A 13,722-nucleotide genomic window follows, 5' to 3' on the forward strand; every position below is an offset into this window, starting at 1 on the left:
ATGGAGGTGGAATATTATAACAAAGAAGTTTAAGGGTGGTCTTTTAGTTATAGTTATCCTTGTTTTTGTGTTGATGAGTTGTTCACAAGGAAGTGACAAGATAATAAAGCAACCGATTTCATCTACAGAGGAGTTTGTTATCGATAAACTTATGACAAAAGATGACCTATTACGTACGGATTTAACGCAACAAAAAAATGTATTTTTATCTGAATCAGTAGGATTATGGTTGACTTACTTACTAGAAAAGGATGATCAAGTTCGTTTTAATGAGCAATTTGAGGTAATAAATGCTTATTTTTTAGAAAAAGAATTTATAGTGTGGCGACTTGACGGAAAAAAACAAGCGTCTGTTAACGCACTGATTGATGATTTTAGAATTATTCAAGCGCTAATAGGAGCAGGCGAAAAATGGCATGATAAGCGTTATATTGCATTAGGCAAGGCATTAGGTAAAAATCTTGTGAAATACGGAATGCTAGAAAATACATTTGTTGATTATGTAGATGTCCATACCCATCAACAAGCTACAAACCTAACATTAAGCTATATTATGCCTTCCGCTCTTTTACAGATGCGACAATATAAACTCATCTCGAAAGCCCAACTAAAACAACAATTAGCTATATTAGCGAATGCACCCAAAGCGGAAGCGGGTTATTATCCGAAATATTATGATATCACTTCCAAAAACTATGAATATGATACAGAGTTACACCTAATCGATCAATTATATACGGCCTATCATAGTGCAACAGCAGGTTTGGAAACAGAGGCTTTTTCCAACTGGTTGCTTTCTTTATATAGTAGAGATCATAAATTATACGGTCGCTATGATGCGAAAACAGGTGAGCCAGCTGTACTTTTCGAATCACCAGCTGTCTATGCTTTAGCTACTTGTTATATGTTAGAAATCCATAATGATGAAATGGCGGAGCAATTTTATCAAAAAATGGAATCGCTCAAGGTGAGTGAAAATACTGGATATGTAGACCCGCAAACGAATGCGACACATATCTTTGATAATTTATTACCACTATTGGCTGAAAGAGAGGTCGACGATGCGAACAGCAATAAAATGGAATAAAACTATATTTCTTTATGCAATTTTACTTATATTGCTTCTACAATTACCATCCTACTTTTTATTACACCAAGATAGTGAAAGTTTATTATTATATATCTTTCTGTTACTTTTAGTGCTGGTCACGCTTTGGAGAGGTACGGTTACAGGGCTAATTAGTAGTTTGTTATTTATTTTTATTAGTGGTTCTACATTACTATATATCGGGATGACGGAATCAGTAGCAATGTTAAGTAAAGCATTTTCTATGCAGTTATTTTTGCTGTATGGTGTAGTATTATTGCTTCTCGTATTATGTGCTGGAAAGATACATGAACTATTAAAAGCGCAAGAAAATTATATAAAAAACTTACAACGGGATGTCAAAAACTTTGTAGCCATAGATGTGGTAACGGGTTTTGAGAATGAATCGCGTATGCATGTTGTTGTAAATGAAGAAATGCGTAGAGCTGATCGCCATCAACATACTTTTGTGTTTATTATGCTAAAGCTTGAAAACTATGAGAAATTTAAAAAGCTGTATGGTTTCAAAGAAGCACAATATCTATGGAAGCAACTGGCGGAAAAAATACAACAATCTGTTCGACAAACAGATAAAAAATTTCGTTACCGTGAAAATTATTTGGCCCTTTTATTAATTGATACATCGGACCAATACATTGATATCATTTACGATAAGTTGGATCAAGCGCTAAAAAACCATCAATTATTGAATAAGCGTTGGGTGACCCTTAGCTATAAAACAAGTTATTTTACTTATACCCCACAGATGGAGCAAAGCTTCGATGATTTATTAGCAGAGATGGAAAGGGAGATGAGATCAAGTGCGCTTTAAATTTGGCATACTCGTCTTCATTAGTCTTTTTTATTTGTTTAGTATGCCTCAGCATTATCAAGCAAGTGCAGATGGCAAAGATCTTGCCCTTATTTATGTGACGAGCAATCGTCAAGTAGATGAAGAGGTACAAATTTTACGTGAAATGCTAGAAGCTTATACCACAGTAGATGTCATACCAATTGAAAATGTTCAAGAAAATACATTGGCTGATTATAAGCGCGTTGTATTGTTCAATGGCTATAAAATGCAAATTCCAGCCACAGCATTACAAGCATTAAATAAATTTCAAGGACCAGCCGTTGCTATAGGGGAAAATATTGAACAATTGGCTCCATTTGCACATTGGCACTGGAGAAAGACGGTGGAACTGCGAAAAATCGGTGAGCATGTATTAGAAAGGCCCCTCGAATGGCACGTGATACACCCACCTGATGACGTTGAAATGAAAGTGATGGCATCTTCATTTAATGCGGAGTTCCCCTTTGTTATGAAAGAAAGGACCAGCAATTGGTCTTATATAGGGGGAGTTATCCAATCATCGCCTGTTCTATATGACTGGCCAGCTATATTGGGTGATTTATTAATACTTCCACCCCCGACCATACATCCGGCATTTATTGTGTTAACAGATATTAATATGGAAACGGATGTTGGGGAATTAAAGAAAGTAGTACAACAATTACAGCATTATAACGTACCTATAAATTTACAAATTACACCCTTATATGAGGAGGATGGTGGGCTTTATTATTTACAAAACAATAAAGCATTACTGAAATATTTACAGCAATTACAGCAGGATGGGGTTACTTTTATTTTATCTTCTTCACAGGCTAACATCGAAAAGAGCTTAGAGATTTTAGTATTGCGACATATTTACCCTACTTTAGTCCAAGGAGATAGTACGTTTTTCAACGGAGTATTACGACAAAAGGAGAATCACTTTTATATAACAAAAAATGATTCTCAAAATATATATCCGTATACGATAGCGGCTATAAATGAAATGGATGTACAACCACTTTATGCGCTCCAACAGTCAATTCGACATATTAAGAGTGCACCAGGTTCAGCAATCGGTATTCAATATCCTAGTTATTTAGGAGCCCATCATGTGCAAGAGTTAGTTGAGCTATTGACTAAACAACTACAGTTCGAATGGTTTGATTTTAGAAAAACAGAACAATTTGTCAAAACATCAAAAGTTACCATCATGCAATCGACAAATGGGGAGCAAAAGGTACAGCTTGCTTTTACCAACATAGATCGCTTAAAAATGCGGTTTGATGAACGGCCATTTGAAATGGTTCTTTGGCTATTAGTAATCATTGTATCGTTATTTGTTACCGTATTTTTTATGAATACTTTGCGACTACGTGTAACATTACGAAAGCGATTATTTGAGGAGAGGAAACATAATGGCTGATATTTTCTTTTATATTTCATTGTTTCTCATATGGATTATGCTGTTATACCATATGTTTTTAATGCAAGGCGGCTATATGCATTTCCAATCGTATGAAAAGGACATCGACGAATGGTCAAAAAAAATGGTAGATGTGCCGACAGTGAGTGTCTTTATTCCTGCGCATAATGAGGAAGTTGTCATTGAGCAAACTTTACGTGCAATGTCCCGATTATATTATCCGAAAGATAAGTTAGAAGTAATCGTCATTAACGATAATTCATCGGATAAAACAGGGGATATCGCAAAAAAGTTTACGGAGAAATATCCATTTATACGGGTGATTGAAACAGTAGAACCGTATAAAGGTAAAGGTAAATCTTCGGCGTTAAATGCAGCATTAGCCGATTCGACCGGGGAAGTTGTCATTGTCTATGATGCCGATAACACACCAGAACGTATGGCCATTTGGTATTTAGTCATGGGTCTTGTGAATGACCCTAAAGCTGCTGCAACAGTAGGGAAATTCCGGGTAGTCAATGCGGCAGAAACATGGTTAACCCGTTTTATTAATATTGAAACGATTTGTTTTCAGTGGATGGCACAAGGTGGTCGTTGGAAGTGGTTTAATATTGCAACAATTCCGGGGACCAATTTCGCCATTCGTCGTAGTATTTTAGATCAATTAGGTGGATGGGATGTAAAAGCGTTAGCGGAAGATACTGAATTGACGATTCGGGTTTATAATCTAGGCTATCATATCCGCTTTTTCCCTAAGGCTATTACGTGGGAGCAAGAGCCAGAGACGTTGAAAGTATGGTGGAAACAACGGACACGCTGGGCACGAGGAAATCAGTATGTTGTGCTAAAATTTTTAAGCCAATTTTTCACATTAAAAAGAAAAAGTATTATTTTTGATTTGTTTTATTTCTTTTTTACTTACTTTTTATTTTTCTTCGGTGTTATTTTGTCCAATGTTTTATTTATAACAAATCTGTTTTACGATATTGGCCTTACTGTAGGGGATATTGCCATTGTTTTATGGGTGTTGGCTTTCTTGTTATTTTTAGGTGAAGTCATGATTACCCTTAGCATTGAAAAAACAGAGATGAATCGCAAAAATTTTTTCTACGTTATTTTAATGTATTTTACGTATTCACAAATGTGGATTGTATTAGTTGTGTGGTCGCTATTTTTAGAAATAAAAAGAGCTTTTACTGGTCAAGAAGTGCAATGGTATAAAACGGAGCGCTTTGCAAAGAAAACAAAATAAGGAGATTAATCATGAGAGTCTTACTATCTATTTTTACAATCTTAATCAGTTTGCCGTTCTTAGTTTCGCATGCCATCGCTGCACCAATTACAGTAGATAAACAAACAATGGCTATTGAGGTAAATGGCTTAGCTAAAAAACCATTGCTATCACAAGCAATTGATTTACAAGGACCATCCTCCTCTAGAGATTTCTATTACACGCTCAATGAAGATGTCACAACGAAGGGACATACTGTATCATTTCAAATACAGCATTCAGAGTTATTAATAGCCCCTTCTTCTTTTACAATAAAAGTAGATAATACAGCATTGAAATCAATCCCCTTAACATCAGATACATTGAAGCAAACTGTTACGGTATCATTACCGGAAAGTGCTTTGAAAAAAGGGTCGCATAAAATAACAGCTAGCTTCTATGGCATTTTAAAAGAAGGGGTATGTGTAGCGCCAGGTAATGATGGAAACTGGCTACGTATTGATATTTTATCTTCTATCTCTTTTGTGGATGATAGTACAAATCAATGGACATTAAGCAGCTATCCTGAAGCATTTGTAGGCTATGAAGATTATCAAACAATACTCATTGTCCCTGATAAAGCTTCACAACAAACATTGAATGCGAGTTATCAACTTGCGGCGTATTTGTCAGAACGAGGGGATAAAGACGTCGATGTTAAAAGGGAATCTGCTGTAGCGCGTGTTACTGGTCCGGTTATCGTTGTTGGAGCAAAAGATGAGTTTAGTACAAACTATATGATACAAATGCTCAACACGGCCAAAGTTCAATATGAAGATGGTCTTACATTAAGTATGCATAGCCTAAAAAATGAGGATAGCAATCAAAGTGTACCGTTATTATTTGTCTCGGCATCATCGGCAAATGCCTTGCAAGAACGAATTACCTTATTAACAGATGCAAAGCTTTTTAGTCAATTTGCTGGAAGTACGTTAACAGTGGATCAATTACCATCAGGTTCCAGTACAAATGAATCCACAGTGTTATTTTCTCAACTAGGTTTCAATGAGCAAACATTATCGAGTCAAGTAACGGAGACGCCTCACTATTATGTGTCATTACCAGCGCTCGAGCCTGATAAAGAAGCGAACATGCGATTACTTTTAAAGAAATCAACATTGTTACCTGAAAAAGGGCAAGATAATGAGCGAGAGGTAGAATTAATTGTTTGGGTTAATGCTGTACCACATGCGGTTGATCTTCAGAATTTAGAGTCTGCTTCTTCAGATTTATACGAAGTCAATGTACCAATCCAAACAAATGTAATGAATAAACAATCACTAACAGATATACAATTTGAAGTGACAGGATTTCAATTAGAAGATCCTTGTGAAACGACAAATGAACGTTATTGGCTTTATATTGATGAGAGTAGTTCATTAACTCTTACAAAAGAAGCCATTACACCAACCTTTACGTTAAGAGATTTCCCAAATGCATTTCACGAACAAACATTAATTATTGTTCCGAATAATGCGGCACCTAATGATATGCAAATGCTCTTACTGTATAAGGCTTTAATGATGAATGGTGAAAATGCACAAACACTATTAAAAAAAGAACAAGACGTGACGGATGAGGAATTAAAACAACATGCTGTTATTTTTGTTGGTGCTTCAGCACAATTTTCAAAGCTTATTGGCGATAAAAACGATGTAGGTCAATCAACAGAAGATTTTCTACAGCAAGGATTCCTTCCAGAAACAATTGCCCAACATACATTTATTACGCAAAGTTTTTGGAATGATAAACAACCGCTATTGGTAATACAAACAATGGATGCAGCGGCCAACCAAAAAGATTTTTTAGCACAACTAAAGGGCACAAATGAAAAAGTAAGTGCGGCGATTGAAACAAAAGAGGGAAAATTCATTGTGGCAGCTAAAAGTGCAACTGATTCTAAGCAATCTGTATCGGAACAACAAAACACGAATGTATGGATGCTTATTGTTGAATTTGCATTATTAATAATAGTTATTGGGATTATTCTTTATTTTATTTTACGCAGAAAAAGAAAAAATCAACTTGTTGAGGATGAAGAAGTGTAATAAATTTGGGACAAAAATAAGAGGTGTTAGATTGAGTGCCATCAATCTAACACTTTTTTGCTTATGGAGTTATGTTTAGAAATTGTTTAGTTTCAGTTAGTACTATAGGGATGTTATGAAGATGACAAAAGAAGGAAGTTAGCAACTTGAGAGGCTATGTACGATACACTTTCATATAAAATGAAGGATGCCTTGGAAGGTTTAATAATACTAGCATAGGGCAGTAAAAAGGTGAAGACTTGAACAAGGAAGGTGTTTCACAAATAAACGATTGGTGTGTGACTGATAGGTGAACTGATGAATACAAGTTCCACTAAATCTGATAATAAATTGCTAAATATGGTAGTCTTAAATTTTTAAAAGCTATATAATGATAAAATTAGCAAGCGTCGCCATTGTGCGCTCGGCAAGATGTAGCAGCATCATCATTTCTATGCGTTCTACAAGGAGGTATAAAGAATGGTTGAAGTAAAATTAACAAAAGAATTAATGCAAGAACAAGATGTGAGAAAGTATTTTGAAATTATGCTCGAAAGTGTTATACGCTCTCATATGACGATTACTACTATATTTTTAAAATGTGTAAAAAATACCTCATCAGAAGTAGATTATAGTAATGTGAACACACAATTATCCCATTTTTTAATGGACAATATCCGAAAGACAGATTTACTTTTTCAATTGGACGATGGAGAGCATTGGGGCATTGTATTTTTACAAAGTAGCGATGTAGAAGCAAATGCGTTTTTACAAAGAATCTTTAAATTACTAAAGAGAAATAGGACAATACCAAATGATGTTGCCTTAAAAGCCTCTATTACAGAAATTCGAAATAATGATATTAATTTTGATACGCTAGTGGAGAAAAACAAAACCTTACTAGCAGATGATCATCAACCGAAATGGATGATCGGGCAAATTGATGATTACTGTAAACAATCCATTGAACATGTGAAAGTGAGTATTATAGAGCAAAATGCAATCTTTAGAAAAGTTTTAGAAACAACTTTGAACTCTATGGATATTGCGAATTTTACGTTTGAAGTCACAGCATATGAAGACGGTTATAATTTTTTACAAACGAAATCTTATCAATCTGGACATTTACATTTAATCATTATGAATGATATTTTACCACGTAACAATGGCTTAGAAATTTTACACAGTTTAAGAGCACTGCCAAATGAAAAAAAATTCATTATTTACATGATGTCTGAACGAAATTCGGAGATTGCCGCACTGAATGCCTATGAGGGTGGGGTCGATGAATTACTTGTCAAGCCATTTAATTTACGTCTATTAGAAGCGAAAATTAAACGGACATTTGCGAGGTATTGGTTATGATTGAACTATCGCTGGAGTTTCTTTTAGCAATGATAGTACTGCTGTTAACTGTGCTCAGTGTATTTATGTTGTATATATTTTATCAACGTCAACGTGAAGTTTTATTTAATAAATCTAGAGATCATTATTTAAAAGACTACTCGCAACTTTGGTATGACTATTTTTTTAATAAAGAAATTTTTTCAGTCGTACTTATTCCACGTGGAAAGCCGCAAGTGAGGGCAATCGAAATGATTTTTTCATCGTATTTAAAGAATGTTACAAATGAAGAAATGCGATGGAAAATGAGGGACTTTGCCAATATATACTTAAAACAGTTTTATGAGAAGGAATTAATGAGTAGACGTTGGAGTATTCGGATGAACGCTTTATATCGGATTGCGGAATTTCAGATAGAAGAGTTATTAGGTGCTTGCCAAAGACTAGAGGAAACGAATTATTCTAAAGAAGAGTTTTTTCAACTACTTAAAATCTATTCCATATTTCAGCCAGAATTGTTTATGCAAAAAATAAAAATGCCGAATGCTACTTATGCTGAAAGTGAATATAGAAGATTATTCGTTTTATTAGAGGAAGATGTATTTCTACAATTTTTTGATGACTTTACTAGTTGGCCAGCTAATATTCAATTTGCTGTCATTGATACAGCAGGGGCTAAAAGAAATATGAAATATATTGAAAAACTAGAGCAGCTATTAATGAATGACAGTGATGAAATTAAAATACGAGCATTAAAAGGACTTTTTGAAATTGGTGTGATAGAAAATATCGATCCATATTTGCCTTTCGTTACTTCTAATTTATGGGAAGTACGATTAATGGTAGGGAAAATTTTTAAATACGTGCCACTTGCCTATACTTATCCGTATTTAAAGCAACTGCTACAAGATGAGAATTGGTGGGTTCGAAACCAGGCGGCGAAAACAATCGCTGAGGATCGTGATGGAATCGAGAAATTGAAAGAGTTTATTTCTTCTTCGCAAGATACCTATGCATTGGAAATGGCACAGGAAATAATAACGAGAAAGCAGGGAAGCAAATGATATTTTTACATTACTCCATGTTGTTCTTTGGCGGCGTCATCGTATTGTATATGCTATTTGTTATTGTTTCTTATTGCACGATGTTTGCGATAGCTATGTTTGATTTGCGTAAGCGTTATCGCTTAGATCCTTCAGAATATGATGATGCACATATAGACGCCTTTTATTCAAAACCTGTGTCACTGTTAGTTCCAGCTTACAATGAAGAAATAGGTGTAGTCGATACAGTTTATTCTTTGCTTAATTTACGTTACCCGCAAACAGAGATTATCATTATTAATGATGGCTCAACAGATCGTACACTAGAAACCGTGATTAAGCATTTTCATATGAAGCCTGTTAATAAAATTGTTCGTACCAATATTCCAACGAAGGAAGTTAGACAAATCTATGAATCTGAAATTTATATGAATTGCCTATTAGTAGATAAAGTAAATGGCGGCAAGGCAGATGCCTTAAATGTGGGAATTAATGTCTCACAATATCCGTATTTTTGTTCGATTGATGGTGATTCCATATTAGATGACAAAGCATTGCTTCGTGTGATGAAACCAATTGTTTTATCTGACGGGGAGGTGATTGCGGCTGGGGGCAATATACGGATTGCCAATGGTGCAAAAATGCAACTTGGCTCAATTTATGATATGCAGTTGCCTAATAATTATTTAGTTATTATGCAGGTCATCGAATATTTAAGGGCCTTTTTAATGGGACGAATTGCTTTAAGTAAATTTAATCTTGTATTAATTATATCGGGAGCCTTTAGTGTCTTTTCAAAAAAATGGGCTGTGGAAGCAGGGGGTTATGCGACCAATATTATTGGCGAAGATATGGAGCTTGTCGTAAATATCCATCGACTCATAAAAGAGAAAAAGGCCAATAAACGCATTGAATTTGTCCCGGATCCGGTTTGTTGGACAGAGGCACCGCACACATTAGGTGTATTGCGTAATCAGCGAAGACGTTGGCATCAAGGGATGTTTGAGAGTCTTTGGAAACATAAAAAAATGACGTTAAATCCACGCTACGGTTTGATCGGACTAGTTTCGTTCCCATATTTTTGGCTTGTGGAATGTTTAGGACCTATTGTCGAGCTAGGTGGTTATATTTATATCATTATCGCATTTTTCTTAGGGCAAATTTATTATGAAATAGCGATTTTATTATTATTACTTTTCGTTATATATGGTGTTATTTTTTCTGTTGCTTCCGTATTATTTGAAGCTTGGAGCATGAATACGTATCCAAGAAAGAGAGACTTAATACGGATGGTTCTTTTAGCGCTTTCAGAAATTTTTTGGTACCGTCCACTCACGCTCTTATGGCGTTGTGAAGGCTTAGTTCGTTTTTTACGTAAAAAAAGTGAATGGGGCAATATGAAGCGTGTAGGGATTGCTGAAAAGGAGAAAAGTGTATGAAGCGAATATATATAGGAATTATCGTGGCATTCATTGTTGTGTGTACACCAATACTTCTTTGGTTCTTGGACGATAAAACCAAGCTAAACGTAGCTATTTTAGATAAAACGGTACCAAATGAAACATATCGAGAACATATTGGTGTGAATTGGTTTTTAAATCATTATAAGTACACGTTGGACAATCAACCTTATGATTTAACGCAAAGTTACTTCGGTACTTATCCAGATGACAAATCGAAAAGTGTAACGGAAAAGAAATTTCCAACTGATTACAGTGATTATGATGTAATTTATCTAGCGGATACGTATGGGGTTTATAAAGATGATTTAAAAGAGCAAAAACGGCTTGGACAACGCTCAGAAAAAATCGTTGGGGGCTTAGAGATGGAGGAATGGCAAGCGATTGTCTCTCGTCTTGCGAGCAATAAAAAAAGCATGCTTATAGCCGAATATAATACATTCGCTTCTCCGACTTCTGAAGCAGTTCGAAAAGAGCTGCAAGATTACCTAGGAATTTCATGGTCTGGATGGATTGGACGTTATTTTAATGAGCTAGATTATCACAAAAACCCCGAAATTCCTCAATGGGTAGTAGATGAATATGGTAATGACTGGCCCTATAAAGGTGGAGGCTTTTTAGTCTTTAATGAAATTAGTGAAAAGCTAGTAGTATTGGAGATGGACAAGCATGTAAAGACAGCGGGGATTCAGCTGCAGTTTACTGAAGAGGGCAAGCAATTTTTTAATACCTCAAGTCGTGCAGATTATGAGTATTGGTTTGATATCATTAAGCCCAAATATGCTGAAGATGCACTAGCCAATTATAAGTGGAATTTAACAGAAGAAGGCTCCAAGTTATTAGATGAAAATAATATTCCACAACAATTTGCTGCGATTGTAGCACAAGATAAACGTTATACAACGAGCTATTATTTTGCAGGAGACTTCAATGATATGGCGCGTGTACCTAATTTCTACAAAATCAAAGGTTTACCTACTATTTATAAATATGCTGAAAAATTTGCTGATAGTTCATTTTATTGGTCTATCTACATACCCGTGATGCACAAAATATTTGAGACATTTGATAACAAGGAAATAAAGGAAGCGAGTCAACCACAGGGGTTAAATTATAATGCGCGCGTTCAAGGTGAAACGTTTGAAGTGTTACAGAATGGAAAATGGGAAGCAATAACATTTAAAGGTGTCAATATTGGTATGGGGAAACCAGGTGCATTTCCTGGCGAAGCCGCTATCACCGAAGAAGAGTATTATCGTTGGTTTAATCAAATTGCTGCCATGAACGCTAATACAATACGCGTTTATACGTTACATCCACCTGGTTTCTACCGAGCGTTAGCAAAGTACAATGAAGAAAATCCAGATAAAACGCTATATGTGTTACACGGTGTGTGGATAAATGAAGAAGGCTTAGCGGAATCGCTTGATGCTTATAATGAACCGACGTTAAAGGACTTCCAACATGAAATGCAGCAAATGGTTGATGTGATTCATGGCAATATTTATGTAGAGCCTGTTGCAGGCCATGCATCTGGTTTATATGATGTTGACGTTTCACAATATATCATTGGTTGGGTGCTTGGCATTGAGTGGTATCCAAAAATGGTCGTGGGTACAAATGAAAAGCATGCAAATATTGGTCAATATAATGGCACATTTTTTGAAACAAAAAATGCTTCACCATTCGAGCATTGGTTAGCTGAGCAAATGGATACAATAACAATTTATGAGAAGAACAAATATAATTGGATGCGACCGATGAGTTTTACGAACTGGGTCACAACTGATTTACTGGAACATCCATCTGAACCATCAGAAGATGAAGACTTAGTAGGTGTAAACCCGAATGTCATCTTGACGAAGGGAGACATGCAAAAACCAGGACAATTTGCTTCGTATCATGTCTATCCTTATTACCCAGATTTCTTTAATTTCGATAAAGATTATTTAAATTATGTCGATTTCCGTGGTCAGAAAAATAGTTATGCTGCCTATTTAAAAGAATTGCATGAAGCACATACAATGCCGATACTGATTGCCGAATTTGGTATTCCCGCATCTCGAGGCATGACACATGAAAATGTCTACGGCTGGAATCAAGGGCATATGTCTGAAAAGGCACAAGGTGAGACATTGCAACATTTATATGAAGATATTATGCATGAAGGCTTGCTAGGCGGTCTTGTTTTTACTTGGCAGGATGAATGGTTTAAGCGCACGTGGAATACGATGGACTACGATGATCCAAATCGACGACCGTTCTGGTCGAATGCTCAAACGAATGAACAACAGTTCGGACTGATGAGCTTTGATAGAAATAAAATTTTAGTAGATGGTAAATTACAAGATTGGCAAGAGGGCACACAACTTTACGGAACATCGCCCACTAGCGATATTGACTTTGCAGTAGATTACGATGAAAAGTATCTTTACATGAAATTGAAAAGTGAGGATTTATCCAATACTTCACCACGTATTTTATTAGATGTCGTGCCAAATCAGGGCAATACATTTGCCTCAACGATGAAAGATATGACATTTTCAAATGGTGTAGATTTTATGGTCGAATTGAATAAAGATAGTGATTCTCGAGTTGTCATTGATGAATACTATGATTTCTATGATTATTTTTATGGACATCGTTTGAACATGATACCTCCTCGCATGCAAGAAGCGATAAAAAATAGTGGTAAGTTTGCGCCGATTAATTATGTGTTAAATAAACAACTCTATTTACCAGAACAAAAAGTAACGACAGACTTTAGTTTCTATGAAACAGGGAAATTGCTACAAGGCAATGCAAATCCTGAGGCACCAGATTATAATTCACTTGTTGACTTCACATGGACTGATGATAATGTTATTGAACTCCGAATACCTTGGCTCCTTATACAAGCAAAAGATCCAAGTCAGCGTGAGTTTATGGGAGATTTATATGTATATGGTGAAACAGCGTCCATAAAAGTTGAAGATATTTTTATCGGTTTAGTATTTGTTGATAGGGAAGGGAAGGTAGTGCAATCTTTACCGAAGACAAATAATGATGTATTGCCAGCTCTTGCACCATATAGTTGGAATACTTGGCAACAACCGAAATACAATGAACGTTTAAAACAATCCTATTATATTTTACAGGAGCTTTTTAAAGAAAAATAAACGTTGTAGTTGATCGTGTTTAAGTCAATAAAGGTTGAAAAAACTACCCTTTGGATTGTCAATTCCATTGGG

Annotated in this window: 9 protein-coding genes; all 9 read left to right on the forward strand. The window is 35.5% G+C overall.

The window, feature by feature from the left end:
• The first annotated feature begins 73 nt into the window (after window positions 1-73).
• Window positions 74-1,087 carry a hypothetical protein gene (locus tag ACIQXI_RS14750; protein ID WP_402926272.1) on the forward strand — a complete coding sequence of 338 codons (1,014 nt, stop codon included), beginning with the start codon at window positions 74-76 and terminating at the stop codon, window positions 1,085-1,087.
• Window positions 1,062-1,919, forward strand: a complete 858-nt coding sequence (locus ACIQXI_RS14755) for a diguanylate cyclase domain-containing protein (RefSeq protein WP_402926275.1) — start codon at window positions 1,062-1,064, stop codon at window positions 1,917-1,919. Before ACIQXI_RS14750 ends, ACIQXI_RS14755 begins: the two co-directional genes overlap by 26 nt.
• Window positions 1,909-3,348 carry a hypothetical protein gene (locus ACIQXI_RS14760; RefSeq protein WP_402926277.1) on the forward strand — a complete coding sequence of 480 codons (1,440 nt, stop codon included), beginning with the start codon at window positions 1,909-1,911 and terminating at the stop codon, window positions 3,346-3,348. The genes ACIQXI_RS14755 and ACIQXI_RS14760 overlap by 11 nt, the downstream gene beginning before the upstream one ends.
• Window positions 3,341-4,600 (forward strand): glycosyltransferase family 2 protein, encoded by a 1,260-nt coding sequence (locus ACIQXI_RS14765; RefSeq protein WP_402926280.1) that lies wholly within the window; start codon window positions 3,341-3,343, stop codon window positions 4,598-4,600. Before ACIQXI_RS14760 ends, ACIQXI_RS14765 begins: the two co-directional genes overlap by 8 nt.
• Before the next feature lie 11 nt (window positions 4,601-4,611).
• The gene (locus ACIQXI_RS14770) at window positions 4,612-6,666 is read left to right on the forward strand and encodes a cellulose biosynthesis cyclic di-GMP-binding regulatory protein BcsB (RefSeq protein WP_402926283.1); all 2,055 of its coding nucleotides are present in this window, start codon (window positions 4,612-4,614) and stop codon (window positions 6,664-6,666) included.
• 459 nt (window positions 6,667-7,125) lie between these two features.
• Window positions 7,126-8,010, forward strand: coding sequence for a response regulator (locus ACIQXI_RS14775; protein ID WP_402926286.1), 885 nt, complete (start codon window positions 7,126-7,128; stop codon window positions 8,008-8,010).
• A complete protein-coding gene (locus ACIQXI_RS14780) occupies window positions 8,007-9,053 on the forward strand; it encodes a HEAT repeat domain-containing protein (protein ID WP_402926288.1) in 1,047 nt (348 codons plus the stop codon). Before ACIQXI_RS14775 ends, ACIQXI_RS14780 begins: the two co-directional genes overlap by 4 nt.
• Window positions 9,050-10,471, forward strand: a complete 1,422-nt coding sequence (locus ACIQXI_RS14785) for a glycosyltransferase family 2 protein (RefSeq protein WP_402926290.1) — start codon at window positions 9,050-9,052, stop codon at window positions 10,469-10,471. The genes ACIQXI_RS14780 and ACIQXI_RS14785 overlap by 4 nt, the downstream gene beginning before the upstream one ends.
• On the forward strand, window positions 10,468-13,650 hold the full coding sequence (locus ACIQXI_RS14790; RefSeq protein ID WP_402926293.1) for a hypothetical protein: 3,183 nt from the start codon (window positions 10,468-10,470) through the stop codon (window positions 13,648-13,650). The genes ACIQXI_RS14785 and ACIQXI_RS14790 overlap by 4 nt, the downstream gene beginning before the upstream one ends.
• The last annotated feature ends 72 nt before the right edge of the window (window positions 13,651-13,722 follow it).

Source organism: Lysinibacillus sp. NPDC097195, from assembly GCF_044762075.1.
GTDB lineage: Bacteria > Bacillota > Bacilli > Bacillales_A > Planococcaceae > Lysinibacillus.